This window comes from Flavobacteriales bacterium, assembly GCA_016779995.1.
Classification (GTDB): domain Bacteria; phylum Bacteroidota; class Bacteroidia; order Flavobacteriales; family UBA7312; genus UBA8444.
The window spans coordinates 1-18,745 of record JADHMO010000002.1; the positions used below are offsets into that span (position 1 = coordinate 1).

The window sequence follows — 18,745 nt, forward strand, 5'->3', positions numbered from 1 at the left end:
AACTCATCTCTATGAGAAAAGAAACGCTCTTTAGCTCGAGCTTTTTCTTCATCTCTACGAGCTCCACCCATAGCAGCATCTACTTTGTGTTCTTCTAAAGTGTCTAGTAAAGAAACTATTTGCAATGAATTCCTTGATGCATCAGCTCCTGTTTCTTCTTTGGCTCTTCCTTTATCGATAGCTTCTTGAACAGAACCGACTATCAATTGAACACCTAGGCTTTTAACTAAATTATCTCTAAACTTAATGGTCTCAGGAAAATTGTGACCCGTATCTATATGAACTAGTGGAAAAGGTATTTTGGCAGGATAAAAAGCTTTTTTTGCTAAATGAGTCAGCAAAATAGAATCTTTCCCTCCAGAAAATAATAGAACAGGATTTTCAAACTGAGCGGCTATTTCTCTGATAACAAAAATTGCCTCTGATTCTAATTCTCTCAAATGAGTGATAACGTAATTACCCATACAATCTTTTTTCTAAATATTTAAAAATTTTATCTACTGACTCCTCTACCGATTCCTTTATAGTATCAATTTCTAAATCAGGATTTTGAGGGATCTCATAGGGAGCAGATATACCCGTCATATTCTTAATTTCTCCCTCCCGGGCTTTTTTATAAAGCCCCTTAACATCTCTTCGCTCACATTCATCAAGGCTAGTATTAACATACACCTCAATATAATTTTTCGCTCCAACAGTATTTCTTACATCTTCCCTATCCTTAGAGTAAGGAGAAACAAAACTTGCCAAAGTTACTATTCCTGCATCAACAAACAAATTAGCAATTTCAGCTATCCTACGAATATTTTCTGTTCTGTCTTCAGGGGAAAATGTCAGGTCTTTACAAATACCAAATCGAATGTTGTCGCCATCCAAAGCATAAGTTGATACATTTAAACTATTGAGTTTTGATTCCAATGCATTGGCAATAGTCGATTTTCCAGAGCCAGATAGTCCAGTAAACCAAATTAAAAATGCTTTGTGCTGGTGTAACCTTTCTCTATCAGATTTAGAGACGTTGAAATTATGATGGACTATATTATTCATTCGCATTATCTTTTTCTAATCCATAATTAAACTTATACCAAACCTTCTCGTGAATGAAATACAAAACCATCTTAGTGATGACTTCAGCAAACCCAATTTGCAATCCAGTAAATGGATCCCCTGAAATTAGCCACCCAATAGCAATGGTGTCAGCAGTACCTAAAAAGCGCCAACTGAATGTCTTATAAATATGACGCTTTGAACTATTAGAAACAGTAGAGTTAAACCAAAAACGTTCATGGATATAATACAGCACCATTTTGGTTACAACTTCAATAGCACTAATTTTAAAGCCTGTAAATAAATTACCAGTAATCAGCCAAGACAGCAGCAAAGTATCCACAGTACCTACAAGGCGCCAACTTATGGTTTTTATAATATGTCTTTTACTTAACTTCAAATTTAACTTCTTTTAAATGAGCTTGATTTGCCAAAAACCATGAATACGTGTTTGCAATACCTGTTTTTAAATTATAAGTAGGCCGCCAACCTAATTGCATCATTTTTGAACTATCCATTAACTTTCTAGGAGTTCCATCAGGCTTTGAGGAATCCCAATTAATGTTTCCCTTATGACCAACTTGTGATTGAATAGTCTCAGCTAATTCTTTAATAGTAACATCTGTTCCAGTACCCACATTATATAAATAATCAGGTAATACATTTTCAAGTGCAAAAACAACGGCATTGGCTAAATCATCAACATGAAGAAACTCACGCATGGGACTCCCTGAGCCCCAAAGAGTAACATCTGAATGATTATTTTCTTTTGCTTCATGAAATTTCCTAATCATTGCAGGTAAAACATGAGAAGTTTGTAAGTCAAAATTATCATTCGAACCATAAAGGTTTGTAGGCATTAAACTCACAAAGTCTTTTCCAAATTGTCTTCGAATAGCTTCACATAATTTTACTCCAGAGATTTTAGCAATAGCGTACCACTCATTAGTTGGCTCTAAAGAATCTGTAAGTAAATATTCTTCCTTCAGTGGTTGTGGAGCCAACTTAGGATAGATACAAGAGCTGCCTAAAAAAATGAATTTAGCAGTATTCAAATCATGGGCTGCACTAATCAAATTATTTTGGATTTGCATATTCTCCATCAAAAATTGATAGGGGTAATCTTTATTGGCTACAATACCACCAACTTTTGCTGCCGCATCAATAATAACATCTGGTTTTGAATCTCTTAAAAAATCATAGACTTGTGATTGACTTCTTAAATCTAACTCATTCGATGTCCTTCCTATTAAATTAGAGTAACCTAATTTTTCTAAGACCCTCCAACAAGCTGAACCAACCATCCCACGATGACCTGCAATATATATTTTGGAAGACTTGTTAAGATTCATTTTTTTATCATTTACCTATCGAGAACACCTCAAAACCTATTTCTTCAAGAGCATCTTTATCTAAAATGTTTCTACCATCGAAAACTTTAGCTGGACTCATAACATTATCATATATTTTATACCAATCGTAAGATTTAAACTCATCCCACTCTGTGATGACTGCTACTGCATGCGAGTTTTCACAAGCTTTTAATGGATCTGAATAATAACTTAATGCGTTTTTATTTTCTTCAGATGAACGACTATTCAGATAATCCAAATCTGAAAGCATCTGTTGTTCACTAACCTTAGGGTCATACACACAAATTTCAGCTCCATTTTCAATGAGTATATCAGCAATATATATAGCCGCTGATTCTCTAGTATCGTTAGTGTCCTTTTTAAATGCCCAACCTAATAGAGTTATTTTTTTACCAGAAACTGTACCGAAAAGTGAAGTCATTATTTTTTTTGCAAAACGCTCCTTTTGGTAATCATTAATCTTAATGACTTGATTCCAATACTCAGAAACTTCATCTAAACCCAAAGATTTAGCAATATATACTAGGTTTAAAATATCTTTTTGGAAACAACTGCCTCCAAAGCCTACTGAAGATTTTAAAAACTTATTTCCTATTCTAGAATCCATTCCGATAGCTGTTGCCACTTCATCAACATCAGCTTCTGTAGCTTCACACAAGGCAGATATACTATTAATAGAGCTGATCCTTTGTGCTAAAAAAGCATTAGCCACTAATTTCGATAATTCTGAAGACCAGACATTAGTTGTGTATATCTTTTCTTTAGGAATCCAATTAGCATATATATCAACAAGAGCAGATATCGCTTCTTTTCCACTTTCAGTTTGTTGGCCACCAATCAAAACTCTATCTGACTTAAATAAATCTTGAATAGCCGTTCCCTCAGCTAAAAACTCAGGATTAGAAAGTACCTCAAAGTGAACACCATTTCCAGTAGAATCTAAGATAGTTTGTACAGCTTCGGCAGTTCTTACAGGTAAAGTTGACTTTTCTACAACTATTTTGTCTGTTTTAGCTACTTTGGCTATAGTTCGAGCACACAACTCAACATATTTCAAATCAGCAGCTTGACCTTTTCCCTCACCATAGGTCTTAGTAGGAGTATTCACTGCGATGAATACCATTTCAGATTCATCAATGGCTTTTTCAACATCCGTAGAAAAAAACAAATTGCGACCTCTAGCTTCTTTAACGACATCAGCTAAACCTGGCTCATAAACTGGTAGATTATCTAAATTATTATCGTTCCAAGCATCTATCCTATCCTGATTAATATCAACAACATTAACTTTGATATGTGGACATTTCAAAGCTATCACCGCCATAGTAGGGCCGCCTACATATCCTGCTCCAATACAACAAATGGATTTAATTTTCATAATACATTATATCTTTATCATAGAGTACAATACCCTCTTCTTCTGATTCCACCGAAAAGACCACTTTTCTTCCTATCTTATTTTTTAATTTTTTCTCTAACTCATCAATGTAATCCAAATTAATGTCATTGGCAATCAAAAGAACTTCGATTAGTCCAGAATCAATGCCTTTAGCATAATCGCCAATCAAAATAATCTTCTGAACATCACCAATACGCTTAACAATTGTCTCTACCATTTCGTCTAGCCTAAGATGTTTTTTTACGAGTTGTTGTAAAACTGAGTATAAAGGATGATTGGTATTTGCCCTATAAATTACTTTATTCTGCTCTTTATTACTTACTAAATAGCCTGCATCTTTTAACTTATTTAACTCCTTACGTACGCCATTGGTAGATTCGCCAAACTCTGATGCAAGTGAATTAAGGTGACCTTTGTTAGCTGCTCTTATAAAGAACTTAACAAGAACTCGTAATCTGGTTTTAGATGTTATTAATGAATTAAGCATAATTTACAATCTATTTAAAGGATAGCAAGTAGCTATCATAAATAAATGAGTAACAAAAGTACTTAAAAAAAGAAGAAAATTAAACTATTTCGAGACTAACCTTAATATTTAGACTTTTTATTTTTACCCAAAGTCTGTTTGATGTGACTTTAACAATCTCTCCTATTTGGTTTTGAAATTGCTCCACCTTCAATTTCTGTCCGACATTTAAACTAGTAACAGTAGATTTCAAACAACACTTCCCTTCGAGATAATTTTTAAGTAAATCCACCTCATGCTGTGGAATGCTGACTATTTTTTTGTTGTAAAACATATAACGTAAAACTCCAGGGCAATCAAAAACTTGACTTCTTTCGTGTTCAAACATATATACTAAAACCATAGAAGGAAGTGCAGCTGATCTAATTTTCTTTTTTCTATCTGACCATTGAGAGACTTTAATAACTACAGGACAATAAGAATCAATACCCAAAAGTTGTAAGCGCTCGTTTACCTTTATCTCATGCCTAGGCTTAGTATATAAAACATACCACTTTTTAATTGGTGTATTTTGCTGTCCATTGTTATAGTATTTAGAAAGTGTAGCCCTCATAATCTTACTTTTTGGCTTTTGACAACAACCATATCATTGAAAGTAATAGAAGAATAGATAGCACTAAAATCAAAATAAAATGTTTCAAAATCATATTATCAAACAATAAAAAAGAACATACTATAATTATTAAACAATATAAGATTATGAAAATAGTGGACTGTATATGAGAAAAACCTGCCTCTAACAATTTATGGTGAAAGTGGTTTTTATCGGCTAAAAATGGACTATTTCCAGAAATTCCTCTTAATGCAAATACGCGAAGAGTGTCTAAAAAAGGAAATGCAAACAAGGCTAATATGAAAACTGGTTTATTATCAATAACATGGACTGAACTAAATTCTGTAGAAAGAATCATTGTTGTAAAAAGAGCTAAAACATAGCCTATCACAAGAGAACCTACATCTCCCATAAAGATTTTACGTTTGCCTTTTGAAAGATTAAACCTCAAGAAAGCTAAAATACTACCCAGCATAGAAGAAATACAAATTACAGCTAAAAATGACTTAATACTGATAAAATAATACAGAAAACAACTAAAAATTATGAGTGCAATAGAAGCCGCCAAACCGTCTATACCATCTATTAAATTGTATGAATTAATAATGATAACAAAAACAAAAATGGTATAGATATAGGATACAGCTACAGGCAATTCATTTATACCAAATAAACCATAAAAACTATCAATACGAATATCTGTCAATACAATAAAAATTAAAGCAGATAATACCTCAACAAACAGCTTAATCTTGGGAGATAATCCAAAAATATCATCTTTTAGCCCAGCTGAAAAAAGGATTACAAGAGATGCTGTAACAGAAATTAAAATGGACATTTCACGAGAATCTAACATGAATGAACCAAAAACTCCGCTAACAAAAAACGCTCCAAAAGAAACTCCTAAACCACCAAGGTGAGGTGTACTTTTTTGATGAGAGCTTCTTTCGTTAGGACTTGCTGTTAAATTTTTAATAACACTTACGTACACAATCATTGGAAAAGTTCTGTATGCAGCAACAAGTGAAAGAGCAAAAACAGTCAGCGAAAAGATAAGAATGTTATCTTTAAAAAAAACAGAAACTACTTCAATAAATGTACTCAAGGTGTACTAATTTTGGTTAAGATTTTTTATAAAAATACTAAAAAAAAAGCACTTTTTAAAATGTTGTAAATTAAATTTCCTCATCTATAATTTTAAAATTTATTTCAATAAATAAATTAAGATATTATTTACAGATATATTTATTGATTATATTGCTGGCTATTCATTAAATATGAAAATATCAATAATTACAGCTACATTTAATCGAGGTCATTTTATTGAATCCTGTATATTATCAATTTTAAGACAAAACATAAAAGATATAGAAGTCATTATAATTGATGGTCTTTCTACAGATTCAACGTCAGAAAAACTTGAGCCACTGATTAAAAAAAACAAAAACATTAAGTTTTATTCAGAAACAGACTTGGGAATTTATGATGCTTTAAATAAAGGAATTGATAAGGCAAGTGGTGATATTATTGGTTTTTTGCATTCTGATGATCTTTTTTACAACTCAGAAGTTTTAGAAAACGTCATTAATACCATTCAAAATAATGACCTTGACGGTGTATATGGCGACTTAGAGTATGTAGAGAAAATTAATACAAGTAAAGTAGTGAGATACTGGCAAAGCTGTGTATTCAACACAAAACTTCTTAGAAAAGGATGGACACCTCCCCACCCTACCTTATTTCTGAAAAAAGAGGTTTACAAAAAACATGGAAAGTTTGATTTAAAGTTTAACATTTCAGCTGATTATGATTTTATGCTAAGGGTATTTAAAGATGACACCCTAAATCTTGACTATATACCTAAAGTGATAACTCGAATGAGAGTTGGTGGCATTAGCAACAAAAACATTAAAAATATTTTACTAAAAACGTTTGAAGACTACAAGGCTATTCGCAAGAATAAAATTGGAAGTATAGGTACATTATTAAGAAAAAACACCTCAAAAATTAAACAGTTTTTTAAAAAAAGAGTCTAACTATTCTTTTTTATCCCTTTTAGCGAAAAGGAATTTAACACCGATACCAACATTTATACCATACATCGAGTTTAAATCAAAAATGTTAGCCTGCCTGGTAAACAATTGAAGATGTATGCTATCAGCTTTGTAATTGTATTTAAATTGTAAGCCATTTTTTTCTAATCCACCTAGATGATATCCAAGGGTTAACTCGTGCTTCTTTAATGTTTTATGAAAATCAACCGCAAGTCTTGGCCTAGGATACATACCAACTCTGTGCTCAGCAGTTATAGTATATCCATCCGTGTATTTATTTCCAACAATTTCCTTATTGAAAGAGCCGTTTAATCGAGCGGGAAGTGTAAAAGTATAGCTTTCATTATAAGGATTGATTAAGTCTCTTAAAGTGTCTAATTCGGCAGTAAAATAGCTAGATTCTATTTCTGAAAAATCAGAAACTTCCATAGGAACAATTATATCATCAGCAACGATATCAAAATGACGTGCAGATTCATCCCATTTAATGAAACCCAAGTCTTTTACTGAAATCATATAATTTCCATCATATATTTCTCCCTTATAATCAAAACCAACAGAAAAGCCACTACCAACGCTTTTAAATAACTCATCAATTCCCTTTAAAGCTGTAAGATCAGATCCATTGTCAATAATATACCTAACGGGGACACTCTCAATACCCTCAAGAGCCATATCGTATGAAATAGATTGCCCATATTCAGCTGAAGCATAATCTAATTTTGAAAATTCACCAGAAACAAATTGATGTCCTGCAATTAAGGATACAGAAGCTGATAATTGTTCCGAAATATCGTAACCCAATGTGATGTCTGAATAGTGAAAAAACTTTCCTTCAACTGGAGTCAAATCAAAACTCTGTGCTGAAGAAGAAGTATTACCATACAAACCTAAACGCACCAATTCTCCATCGAAAATCCCGTAAGAAGAAACATGATTTCCAAATGCTAGACTAATGCCTTTTCTAGTTGTAAATTTAATAACATTGTTGATGTCAACATAATAAAAGTTTTCGTCATCCATGTTCTTAAGAATAGCTTGTTTTTGATCTTCATCAATATATCCTAAAGAATTTAAAAGTGTCTGGGCATCTAGAGACGAATTGTATAATCCAATATCAGAACTTAAATCAATAGTGAACTTTTCTTGTGCTTTCAAAAGAAAAGGGAGTAAAAACAAACAGATTGTAAAGATTATATTTCTCATTGTTTAGTTATAAAATGTCAAAAAATATTAGATAATTATTCTGCAATTGATTGACTTATTAATTTTTCAAAATTTGCTATCACTGTCATATCAATAGAGTAATCGCTGTATAGCTTGACAAATTGATCAGCAGGTTGTGTATTTAATGTTATTTCTACACCTATTTTTTTAGTTCGATTTAATATCAAACTCAAATCATCAAAAGGAAAATTAAGGACGCTTTCTGTTGAAGCAACGGTAACACCTTCAATATCAACCTGACTAGCTCTAACAAAATTTTCACTTTCTAATGTCTCCAGGACTCTGCCTGCATTATTCATTAGTTCCATCTTTATTTCAGCATCAAATGGAAAACCATTATTGACTATAATAGTAAATGAGCCGTCTAATAGGATACTTGGAACCGACAAACTAACATCAACTGTATCTTTCATAACCATATTAGATGCTTTCATTGAAACTGGAATTTCAATTTGCAATTCTGAACTCACGCCATAATCAAGATAAACAAAACCTTCGTTTTGATTATTATCTCCATTCACAACCATCTCAAAATCAAAAGCAATACTATTAGGTTTACTTTCAACAATCTTGTCAATATTTGAATTGGATTCATCAAAAATAATTTCAGTTATTACAGCAGTAACAGGATTTTGAGGGTCCATACTTTCTACGGCAGGCTGAATAGTAAATGGAGAAGCAAGTAAAGGACTTTCTAATTGAATAGATGATTCAGCACTTGAACTCTCAATTTTAAGCACGTGCAAATCTGCAGCAACACCTAAGTTATTTTCGGTCACCATTTTGACTTCAACAAATTCGAAGTCAATATCTCCTTTCAATGCACTTAAATCTAGGAAAGAAGTTTCTCGACTTTCTTTGATGGTATCCTGTCCTAAATAACCCCAAGCTGCTGAAGGTGATATATTCTCAATAGAAATTGTGCTTTCAACACCATTATCTAAGGATATTGATACGTATTCACCGGTAGAATCTATTCTAGCGTAAGACTCAACAAATATGGTATTACTTTGATTGCCATCCTGTCCAGTTAGGTCAAACTCATAGTTAGCAAGTGAGATAGTCTCATTTAAAGTACCTCCAGCAGGAATTTCTCTGTACACAGAAAATGGCTCCCCATTAAGAGTAGCTTTTGGTATTTTATATTCAAATTTCAAAACAGTATTTAGAGAGCTAGAAATATCCATTTTTATATCTCCACTACTCATTTTTACTCTATCTAATAATGCTCCACCTGCATCAAAAACAAAGGAGGTGTCTTCATTTATGAGCTCTTGATTAGGCAAAATAACAATAGCTTCATCTAATTGAATGTCCATAATATCGACCTGAGCAACCAACTCATCAGAGTAATTAACAATAAAAGCATTTGTTTGAGCTGGAATATCAATATTTGAAATAGAAACCTCAATGTTTCCAGTCATAGATTTTCCGGATAAATTAATCTCTTCTGAATATGTGCTACCAGCATTGAGGTTAGCGATATTAAATGTATTTAAAGGTAAGTTTTGGCCATTATCTACCGAATATATATCTATGATAATGTTACTTAAGTCAACATCATAACCATTACTAAAAGTTAGTTTTAAGGTCCCATCTGCAAATTTAATTTCTTGAAAATCATCTGATGCATCATGCGTAATAGTTTTGTTCAAAACATCGTTTATTTCATTTTCAAATGAAAATGGTGTGCCATCAGCAATATTAAATTGAGATACTATTTCACCAAAATTTGTGCCGTCAGAAAAAGAAACATCATCAATATCGACATCTCCTATTGTTTCAGATCTACTGATAGAAATAGAGTTTAATTCAACTATTTCATCGAAACTATAATCGACCAAGTCTTTTTGGTAAACAAAAACTAAACTTTTATCGCCAAGCGTATCAATCGATAATGTTGTGTCTCCTAACAAATCGTCGAAACTTACACTACTTCTAGCGATTGGAGCAGATGCCTCTACATCCCAACTTGGCAGTTGATAATCTTCTCTAATATCACAAGATGAAACTAAAAAAATAAGAAAAAGTGATGAAGCTTGAATTAAGGTTTTCATAAGGTTAAAATTTACCGTAAATATATTTGTTTTTTTTTATCTAGTAAAATTTAATTTAAAAAAAAACAAAGTAATTTTTTACTAATAAAAATTCTAAAGATTGTATTCAACTGGGCATTTATTGATAAAATTTTGTTAAATTTATGAATTACTTAATTCAATGATAATGCTTAAACTTATGTGCCTTTCTCTTCTTTTTGCGTCTACTATATTCGCACAAGATATTACTACAGAACTAGAGAAAAAAAATCCCATTAGACAACAAGACAAAGATACACCTAACACGCTTAAAATTAGTGGTAAAGACACCATTAATGTCAGTGATGAAAACGGAGAGCTACAAGGTCAATGGGAACGCACTCATCCAGATGGTAGTTTTAAATGCAAAGGCGTATATAAAGATGGCTATAAAATGGGCTATTGGGAAAGAAAATGGCCAAATGGAAAATGGAGATATCAGATAAACATGAAAGATGGTTATCGCCATGGATATTGCAAGTTTTATTATGAAAATGGCAATATTGAAAAAGAAGGAAACTATATAATGAGTAAAGAAGATGGGCTCATATTAACATTTTATGAAAATGGCAATTTAGAATCTGAGGAAACATATAATAATGGTGTACTTCATGGCTTATGTAAATATTTTGATGAAAATGGCACTTTAACAAGAGAAGGAGCCTTTTTGGAAAATAAAAGAAATGGTTTGTGGAAATTTTACTCGCCTAAAACTTCCAAACTTAGCTCACAAATAACATTAGTTGAATACGATAATGGTCAAGCCATTAGCACAAAAATATCAGCTTATTAAATTAAAAATCTGTCAATTTTTCAGAATAAGACATTTGAAAATCTCTTACTAAGCTATATTTGTCAGTCAAACTAAGCTTGGCATAATTATTGTGTCGTTGTTTTTTTAAAACACTATAAACTGATGGCAAAAAAAGGCAATATCAATGTTCAAACGGAAAATATTTTTCCAATTATCAAACAGTTCTTATACTCAGACCACGAAATCTTTCTAAGGGAGTTGGTTTCTAATGCTGTTGATGCTACTCAAAAAGTAAAAACACTAAAATCAATAGGTGAGTTAAAAACTGATATCGACAAATTAAGAGTTGAAGTTATCATTGACAAAAAGAAAGAAACCTTAACCATTAGAGATAATGGTATAGGAATGACAGAAGAAGAAGTTGATAAGTACATTAACCAAATAGCTTTTTCTGGTGCTGAAGAATTCGTAAACAAATACAAAGATGTTGATGCTAAAAATTCTATAATTGGACATTTTGGGTTAGGCTTTTACTCTTCATTTATGGTTTCTAAAGAAGTAGAAATCATTACTAAAAGTCAAAAAGCTAATAGCACTGCCGTTAGATGGATTTGTGATGGCTCGCCAAATTATACTATTGAAGAAACAAGCAAAAAAACAAAAGGAACAGATATAATTCTTCATATCGATGAAGACTCTAAAGAGTTTCTTGAGGAAGGAAGAGTCAGTGAAATTCTAAACCGATACTGCAAGTTTCTGCCAGTCGAAGTGAAATTTGGAACAAAAAGCATTTTTGTTGATGATCCCTCAGGAGAAAAAGACGACAAAGGAGAGATAAAACAAATTGAGAAAAAAGTTGACAACATCATCAACAACACTAAACCAACATGGACAAAAGCTCCACAAGATTTAAACGAAGAAGATTATTCCAATTTCTACAAAGAATTATACCCAACAGAATTTAATGACCCTATCTTTAATATTCATCTTAATGTTGACTATCCATTTAATTTAACTGGAATTCTATACTTCCCAAAACTAAAGAACAACTTAGAGGTACAGAAAAATAAGATAAACCTTTACAGCAATCAGGTATTTATCACTGATAATGTAGAAAATATAGTTCCAGAGTTTTTGACACTTTTACATGGCGTCATAGACTCTCCTGACATACCCTTAAATGTATCCCGATCCTATCTTCAGGCTGATGGTAATGTGAAAAAAATATCAAAATATATTACTAAGAAAGTTGGTGATAAGCTAAGTAATATGTTCAAAAATGACAGAGAAGATTTTGAAAGTAAATGGGATGAAATCAAAGTTTTCATAGAGTATGGAATGCTTACGGAGGATAAGTTTTTTGAGAAAGCAAAAGATTTTTGCCTGTATAAAAACACGAACAATAAGTACTCAACATTCAACGAATTAATTGAGCGAGTTAAGGACAATCAAAGCAACAAGGACGGTAAGACTATTATACTTTACACTCACAATAAAGAAGAGCAAGACAGTTTCGTTAATAGTGCCATAGAAAAGAATTATGAAGTGATGGAGCTAGAAGGTCCTCTTGTTAGCCATTTGATTTCTAAATTAGAGTCTGAAAATAGCAATGTCCAATTTGCAAGAGTTGATGCCGATACTATAGATAAGCTTATTGAGAAAGAAGACAAAACCCCATCATTATTAAGTGAAGAAGAGGAAAAAACTCTCAAAGAAATAATTGAAAAGAAAATTGATGATAAAAAATTTAATGTTCAAATTGAAAGTTTATCAACAACTGACGCACCTTTTATAATTACACAAAGTGAATTCATGAGAAGAATGAAAGAGCAACAACAACTTTCGGGGGGAATGAATGTTTTTGGAGAACTCCCTGAAAGCTATAATTTGGCAGTAAATTCAAACCATCCAATCACAAGTCAACTATTAAACGAAAGCGATGAAAATATTCAATCAGAACTAATCCGCCAAATTCTTGATTTAGCATTATTATCTCAAGGACTACTTAAAGGCAAAAATCTGACTGAATTTATCGCTAGAAGTGTATCAATGATTAACTCAAAAATCTGAAAGCTATCTGCAATTTTAAAGTTTGAACACGTAATAAATTGACTGTTGATATTTTTTTGTTGGTACGTAATAGTATATATTTGCTCTACAATTACTAACAACAAGTCATCATGCGACTATTTTTTATAATTTTTATTTTTTTTAGCTTAAATTCATACAGTCAAATTGTTGTAAATGAATACTCAGCTGCAAATTTTGATGACTTCAATGATAATTATGGTCAAAATGAAGATTGGTTTGAACTGTACAATCCTTCTGGAACTGCAATAAACCTAAACGGCTACTATGTCAGCGACAAAGATGACAACCTCACAAAATGGCAATTCACTTCAGATGTTAACATCAACCCCAATGAGCACTTAGTTGTTTTTTGTTCAGGTAGAGATGAGATAAACGGAGGTAATATTCACACCAGCTTCAAACTTCATCAAACAAAAGGTAATGAATGGATTATTTTGACCGACCCAAATGGAATTACCGTTATTGACTCTGTCTTTATCAGACCTTGCTTAACTAATTCATCAAGAGGAAGATTAAATTACTCAGACAACACTAAAGGAGTTTTTACTACGCCAACTCCTGGAGCTATTAATACTGGAGGATATATTGATTATTCATCAACACCATCATTTACGCCTGCTGCTGGTATTCATAACAATCCTATCAATGTGACTATTACAGCAGATTTAGGATCAACTATATACTTCACTACAGATGGAAGCTTACCAGATAATACAGATACACAATACAATGGACCGATTCCAATTAATAATACTACAGTTTTAAAAGCTGTTGCTTACAGTGATAATCCTGATATTTTGCCTAGTTTCATGGAATTTGGCACCTATTTCATCGGAGTTTCACATAGTATTAAAATTCTTTCTATATCTGGAAGAGAGTCCAATAATCCAGCCTTCCCTGAGCTTTATGAACTAATAGCTGGAGGAAATCAAGTGCAGCCTTTTGGAACTTTTGAAATATACAACCCTGACGGAAGCTTATTTGATAAAGCTAGAGGAGAGTTTAACGAACACGGAAACGATTCTTGGGCCTATCAACAAAGGGGATTTGACTACATAACTAGAGATCAATTTGGTTATAACTATGCAATTAAAGGTGAGGTTTTTAATGATAATGATAGAGATAGATTCCAAAGATTTATTGTAAAATGTGCTGCTAACGACAACTATCCTTTTTCTTACGGAAGCTCAGGAGCACATATTAGAGATGCTTATGTTCAGTCTCTTTCACAGGTTGCCAAGTTGAGACTTGATGAACGTTCATACGAATCGTGCGTTATGTATCTTAATGGAGAATATTGGGGCGTTTACGAACTCCGAGAAAAAGTGGATGATTTAGACTACACCGAAATTCATTACGATCAAGACTCTGTTGCATTTTTGAAAACTTGGGGAGGCACATGGGTAGATGTATTAACAGACGGGCAAAACCCTAATGATGTTGAGAATAGCTGGGATGATATAAGAAACTACATAACCGGCAACGACATGAGTATTCAAGCCAATTATGATTACGCTAAAGATCAATTTAATGTGGGAAGTTTAATTGATTACTTTATTCTTAATTCTTACACCGTAAACGCAGATTGGCTAAATTGGAACACGGCTTGGTGGAAAGGACTTAATGAAGATGGCGACAAAAAGAAATGGCGCTACGCTCTTTGGGATATGGATAATACTTTTGACCATGGTGCAAATTATACAGGCATACCTAATGATGGTCCCGATGCAGACCCATGCGCCCCTGAATCATTAGGAAATATTGGTGGTCAAGGACACATTCCTATATGGAATGCATTGATTGAAAATGAAGAATTTTTTGACGACTACATAAACAGATGGACAAATCTTTCAAATTCTTATTTGTCATGCGACTTTATGATTGCTCACCTAGATAGTTTGATAGGTATTATAGAACCTGAAATGCAAGACCAAATTGACACTTGGGGAGGAAGCTACAACGAATGGATGGACAATGTCAATGATATGAAAGAATTCATGAACGAACGTTGCACATTTTTGAACGCTGCAATTGTAGATTGTTATGATGTTGAAGGTCCATTTAATGTAAATGTGGTTATTAATGGTGTTGGCGAAGTGGATTTTAACAATTTTTTCGATGTAAATGAATCAAACACTCCATTCAACGGAGAATTTTTTGGTGGAATTGATATTGATTTTAGTGTTACTAGTGGCAATTTCTCTTATTATGAAATTATTAGTAATGATAATTACAACTATAATGAAACAGATACGGATTTCTCATTAGAACTATTGGGTGATATAACTATCGTATTTTATTTTGATGCTAACGAAATAACTTTTTTAGTCGAACCTATTGGCTCAGGCAGTATGTCTATAAATGGAAATTCTATCACTGCATTTCCGCACTCACAAGCTTTTATTGACAATAGCAATATTGTGCTAAACGCACAGCCAAACCTAGGTTGGGAAATGGCATATTGGAGTAGCACAAATCATTCATTTTCGCCAACTACTACAGATGAAAATGTAAGTATAGTGGCTAACAGCTCTGATACTATTATCTTACATTTAAACCAACAACGTTTTGATTTAACTTACATATTAGAACCATCAAATGCTGAAGTAGATGTCGAGATTAATGGTAATATAATATCATCATTCCCCCATACTACTACAGAATTTTATGGTACCAACATTAGCCTAGATGCCAAGTCCAATATCGCTTGGGACTTTTCGTATATGACCTCCAGCAATGGTTATTTTGCTGGACAATCTATTTCTCCTGTCTTTTCATTTGATGTAGATAAGTCTGACACCATAACGATTTATTACGATGCGAACATCTTTTATGACGTTTCATATGAGGTCTCTCCAATAGGAAGTGGACAGATAAGAGCTAATAATGTTATGATTGGAGATACCATTGTAACTATAACATATCCTTATACTGAATCAGTAAGCCTAGAAGCAATTGCATCTGATGGTTGGAGGTTTTCTCACTGGGACAAGCAAAATAATATACTTAATCCTAGCGAAGATAATAGTAATGTGAATTTCACTGTCGAATCTTCTGATAATATTCGAGCGAACTTTAAAGAAATGTTCGAAGTATATGTGCCTAATTCATTCACTCCTGCCAATGACGATAACTTACACAACACATTTGATGTATCTATCTTCTCCATAGAAGGTGTAAAATTTGAATTTGAAGTGTTCAATCGTTTTGGCGAATCTTTATTCTATAGCAATGATGAAAACATCTCTTGGGATGGTTCCTATAAAAATGGCTCTCAAGTACCATCTGGAGTTTACATCTACATGCTTACTGTAGAATCAAATATGACAGGAAAAAAGATTCGGAAAAAGGGTTCAATTACTCTCTTAAGATAGATTGTTAAATTTGCTAAATGAGCAAATTACTATTCCTACTAAAATATCTAAGGTATATTTTTATTAGCAAAACAAAGCATGGCGTTCATTCTCCCTTTGTTTATGATTTGGTTACCAATGTTTTAAATGACAAAAGTCAAAGACAAGAGTATGCAAAAATTCGAAATTTAAATACTTTCACAATTAATTCGAAGCACCTCAAATTAATATACAGAATAATCAATCATTATAAATCTGAGAACATCTTAGAACTAGGACATTCTGAACATTTAAATAAGACAATTCTAAGTCATATTCAGCTCAAAGCTAATATGTTCTATTGCAATATAAAAACAAACGAAATTTCTGAAATTAATACTCAAAACAAGATACAATCACAAAGTTTTGACTTTGCAATTTATAATATGCAAAATAAAGAGGAATTGACGCTAAATAAATTCATGAGTCATCTAAAATATTTTCATAACAACAGTGTTGTAGTTATTAATCATATCCATCAATCTAAGAAAATGGAGGACCTTTGGAGAAAGATTAAAACTCAAAAAGAAGTCACCATAAGTATTGATCTATTTTTCATTGGACTTGTGTTTTTTAGAAAAGAACAAGTAAAAGAAAATTTTATCATTCGTTTTTAATTAACTTTACACAACTATGGCGGTAATTGAAATTGAAAATATTGCAAGGCATTTTTATGTAGGAAACGAAACCATTAAAGCTTTAAAAAAGATTGATATTTCTATTGAAAAAAATGAATTTGTTGCTCTTATGGGACAATCTGGTTCTGGTAAATCTACCTTAATGAATATACTTGGGTGTTTAGATACACCAACTAAGGGAAATTATCATTTAGCAAACAAAAATGTTAGCTTATTAAATGACAATAGCTTAGCAGAAATCAGAAATAAAGAAATAGGATTTGTATTTCAAAGTTTCAATTTGCTGCCTAAGTCAACAGCTTTAGAAAATGTAATGCTTCCCCTAATATATTCTGGTTTTGACAAAAAAGAAAGACAGCAAAAAGCCTTAGTGGCCTTAGAAAAAGTTAATCTATCGGATAGAGTTAATCACAGACCAAATGAACTTTCTGGAGGACAAAGACAACGAGTAGCAGTAGCAAGAGCATTAGTCAATAACCCATCTATTATTTTAGCAGACGAACCTACTGGAAACCTCGATAGTGCCACTTCTGAAGAAATAATGGCTCTTTTTCAAAATATTCATAAAAATGGTAATACCATAATTATTGTAACCCACGAGGAAGATATTGCACAATATGCCCATCGAATAATTAGACTTAAAGACGGTGAAATAGAAAGCGATAAGGTAAATAAATCCCCCAAGCAATAAATTTAAGATATGAAGATTTATACTAAAAAAGGAGATAAAGGAACTACCCAACTCATTGGAGGAAAACGAGTGCCAAAAAACAACTCCAGAATCGAAGCATATGGTACTATTGACGAACTTAACTCATACATAGGCTTGGTTAGAGATCAAGGCATAGACCAACAATCCTTTGATATGCTAGTTGAAACACAAGACCGACTGTTTACCCTAGGAGCATTACTTGCAAATGATGGCGCATCAAATAAAATGAAACTTCCTTTAATTGACGAAAAGGATATTCATTTACTAGAAAAAGAAATCGATAAAATGAATGAAGAATTAACTGAAATGAAATCTTTTATTCTTCCAGGAGGGCATACCACTGTATCCTATTGTCACATAGCTAGATGTATTTGCCGAAGAGCAGAACGCTTAGTTGTTGATTTGCCAGAAACCACATTACAATTTGATTTAATCCTTAAATATTTAAACCGACTTTCTGACTATTTATTCGTTTTAAGCCGGTTTTTAACAAAAAAATTAAACGCTAAAGAAATACCTTGGAAACCTAGGATGTAAAAAAGTGTTGTCTATTTGACTAAAAAAATTACATTTGCAAAAAAATTTAAGGTTATGTATTGGACATTAGAATTAGCATCAAAATTAGAAGACGCACCTTGGCCAGCAAACAAAGATGAACTTATCGATTTCGCCATTCGCTCTGGAGCACCTATGGAAGTAGTAGAAAATCTTCAAGAATTAGAAGATGACGGCGAAATGTTTGATTCTATTGAGGATATTTGGCCTGATTATCCTGATAAAGACGACTTCTTCTTCAATGAAGATGAATATTAAAACATTAGCTGCTATTTAGCAGCTTTTTTTTATTCAAAAAGCTATGTATATCTCTTAAAAAAGTAAATTTGCTAATCCATAATATAACAGC

General features: G+C 32.4%; 18 protein-coding genes. 8 read left to right on the plus strand and 10 right to left on the minus strand.

The annotated features are described in order from the left end of the window. From cysD to ISP71_01915, 8 genes are all read right to left on the minus strand, one after another. Positions 1-464 (minus strand): sulfate adenylyltransferase subunit CysD (gene cysD, locus ISP71_01880; protein MBL6662827.1); only part of this gene is annotated, 464 nt, incomplete at its 3' end. Further along, on the minus strand, positions 457-1,053 hold the full coding sequence (cysC, locus tag ISP71_01885) for an adenylyl-sulfate kinase (GenBank protein ID MBL6662828.1): 597 nt from the start codon (positions 1,051-1,053) through the stop codon (positions 457-459). The genes cysD and cysC, both read right to left, overlap by 8 nt. Further along, the gene (locus tag ISP71_01890) at positions 1,040-1,447 is read right to left on the minus strand and encodes a DUF2061 domain-containing protein (protein ID MBL6662829.1); all 408 of its coding nucleotides are present in this window, start codon (positions 1,445-1,447) and stop codon (positions 1,040-1,042) included. The genes cysC and ISP71_01890 overlap by 14 nt, the downstream gene beginning before the upstream one ends. Then, on the minus strand, positions 1,434-2,399 hold the full coding sequence (locus ISP71_01895; GenBank protein MBL6662830.1) for a GDP-L-fucose synthase: 966 nt from the start codon (positions 2,397-2,399) through the stop codon (positions 1,434-1,436). The genes ISP71_01890 and ISP71_01895 overlap by 14 nt, the downstream gene beginning before the upstream one ends. Positions 2,400-2,406: 7 nt before the next feature. After that, positions 2,407-3,798, minus strand: a complete 1,392-nt coding sequence (locus ISP71_01900; protein MBL6662831.1) for a UDP-glucose 6-dehydrogenase — start codon at positions 3,796-3,798, stop codon at positions 2,407-2,409. After that, entirely contained in the window at positions 3,788-4,306 is a 519-nt protein-coding gene (locus ISP71_01905; protein MBL6662832.1) for an ArsR family transcriptional regulator, read from the minus strand. The genes ISP71_01900 and ISP71_01905 overlap by 11 nt, the downstream gene beginning before the upstream one ends. 79 nt (positions 4,307-4,385) lie before the next feature. Further along, the gene (locus tag ISP71_01910; GenBank protein ID MBL6662833.1) at positions 4,386-4,898 is read right to left on the minus strand and encodes a UpxY family transcription antiterminator; all 513 of its coding nucleotides are present in this window, start codon (positions 4,896-4,898) and stop codon (positions 4,386-4,388) included. Between the two features lie 4 nt (positions 4,899-4,902). Beyond that, on the minus strand, positions 4,903-6,003 hold the full coding sequence (locus tag ISP71_01915; GenBank protein ID MBL6662834.1) for an undecaprenyl/decaprenyl-phosphate alpha-N-acetylglucosaminyl 1-phosphate transferase: 1,101 nt from the start codon (positions 6,001-6,003) through the stop codon (positions 4,903-4,905). A 172-nt stretch (positions 6,004-6,175) separates the two neighbouring features. Between ISP71_01915 and ISP71_01920 the strand changes: the two genes are divergently transcribed. Further along, entirely contained in the window at positions 6,176-6,934 is a 759-nt protein-coding gene (locus tag ISP71_01920) for a glycosyltransferase (GenBank protein MBL6662835.1), read from the plus strand. On the opposite strand, the gene ISP71_01925 is transcribed toward ISP71_01920, so the two are convergent. Both ISP71_01925 and ISP71_01930 read right to left on the minus strand, forming a co-directional pair. Continuing rightward, entirely contained in the window at positions 6,935-8,158 is a 1,224-nt protein-coding gene (locus ISP71_01925) for a hypothetical protein (GenBank protein ID MBL6662836.1), read from the minus strand. 35 nt (positions 8,159-8,193) lie between these two features. Continuing rightward, entirely contained in the window at positions 8,194-10,236 is a 2,043-nt protein-coding gene (locus ISP71_01930) for a hypothetical protein (protein ID MBL6662837.1), read from the minus strand. 178 nt (positions 10,237-10,414) lie between these two features. Between ISP71_01930 and ISP71_01935 the strand changes: the two genes are divergently transcribed. From ISP71_01935 to ISP71_01965, 7 genes are all read left to right on the plus strand, one after another. Next, positions 10,415-11,047 (plus strand): toxin-antitoxin system YwqK family antitoxin, encoded by a 633-nt coding sequence (locus ISP71_01935; protein ID MBL6662838.1) that lies wholly within the window; start codon positions 10,415-10,417, stop codon positions 11,045-11,047. Between the two features lie 123 nt (positions 11,048-11,170). After that, a complete protein-coding gene (gene htpG / locus ISP71_01940) occupies positions 11,171-13,078 on the plus strand; it encodes a molecular chaperone HtpG (protein MBL6662839.1) in 1,908 nt (635 codons plus the stop codon). 110 nt (positions 13,079-13,188) lie between these two features. Next, positions 13,189-16,473, plus strand: a complete 3,285-nt coding sequence (locus ISP71_01945; protein MBL6662840.1) for a CotH kinase family protein — start codon at positions 13,189-13,191, stop codon at positions 16,471-16,473. Positions 16,474-16,490: 17 nt separating this feature from the next. Next, complete coding sequence (locus tag ISP71_01950) at positions 16,491-17,108, plus strand: hypothetical protein (protein ID MBL6662841.1); 618 nt, start codon at positions 16,491-16,493, stop codon at positions 17,106-17,108. 16 nt (positions 17,109-17,124) lie between these two features. Continuing rightward, positions 17,125-17,820, plus strand: coding sequence for an ABC transporter ATP-binding protein (locus tag ISP71_01955; GenBank protein MBL6662842.1), 696 nt, complete (start codon positions 17,125-17,127; stop codon positions 17,818-17,820). A 9-nt stretch (positions 17,821-17,829) separates the two neighbouring features. Further along, positions 17,830-18,378 carry a cob(I)yrinic acid a,c-diamide adenosyltransferase gene (locus ISP71_01960; GenBank protein MBL6662843.1) on the plus strand — a complete coding sequence of 183 codons (549 nt, stop codon included), beginning with the start codon at positions 17,830-17,832 and terminating at the stop codon, positions 18,376-18,378. 54 nt (positions 18,379-18,432) lie between these two features. After that, complete coding sequence (locus ISP71_01965; GenBank protein ID MBL6662844.1) at positions 18,433-18,654, plus strand: DUF2795 domain-containing protein; 222 nt, start codon at positions 18,433-18,435, stop codon at positions 18,652-18,654. Positions 18,655-18,745: the final 91 nt, after the last annotated feature.

Coding starts and splice junctions, on each gene's coding strand:
- cysC (MBL6662828.1), bottom strand. CDS start 1,053: ATGCGAATGAATAATATAGTCCATCATAATTTCAACGTCTCTAAATCT.
- ISP71_01895 (MBL6662830.1), bottom strand. CDS start 2,399: ATGAATCTTAACAAGTCTTCCAAAATATATATTGCAGGTCATCGTGGG.
- ISP71_01900 (MBL6662831.1), bottom strand. CDS start 3,798: ATGAAAATTAAATCCATTTGTTGTATTGGAGCAGGATATGTAGGCGGC.
- ISP71_01905 (MBL6662832.1), bottom strand. CDS start 4,306: ATGCTTAATTCATTAATAACATCTAAAACCAGATTACGAGTTCTTGTT.
- ISP71_01910 (MBL6662833.1), bottom strand. CDS start 4,898: ATGAGGGCTACACTTTCTAAATACTATAACAATGGACAGCAAAATACA.
- ISP71_01920 (MBL6662835.1), top strand. CDS start 6,176: ATGAAAATATCAATAATTACAGCTACATTTAATCGAGGTCATTTTATT.
- ISP71_01925 (MBL6662836.1), bottom strand. CDS start 8,158: ATGAGAAATATAATCTTTACAATCTGTTTGTTTTTACTCCCTTTTCTT.
- ISP71_01930 (MBL6662837.1), bottom strand. CDS start 10,236: ATGAAAACCTTAATTCAAGCTTCATCACTTTTTCTTATTTTTTTAGTT.
- ISP71_01935 (MBL6662838.1), top strand. CDS start 10,415: ATGTGCCTTTCTCTTCTTTTTGCGTCTACTATATTCGCACAAGATATT.
- htpG (MBL6662839.1), top strand. CDS start 11,171: ATGGCAAAAAAAGGCAATATCAATGTTCAAACGGAAAATATTTTTCCA.
- ISP71_01945 (MBL6662840.1), top strand. CDS start 13,189: ATGCGACTATTTTTTATAATTTTTATTTTTTTTAGCTTAAATTCATAC.
- ISP71_01950 (MBL6662841.1), top strand. CDS start 16,491: ATGAGCAAATTACTATTCCTACTAAAATATCTAAGGTATATTTTTATT.
- ISP71_01955 (MBL6662842.1), top strand. CDS start 17,125: ATGGCGGTAATTGAAATTGAAAATATTGCAAGGCATTTTTATGTAGGA.
- ISP71_01960 (MBL6662843.1), top strand. CDS start 17,830: ATGAAGATTTATACTAAAAAAGGAGATAAAGGAACTACCCAACTCATT.
- ISP71_01965 (MBL6662844.1), top strand. CDS start 18,433: ATGTATTGGACATTAGAATTAGCATCAAAATTAGAAGACGCACCTTGG.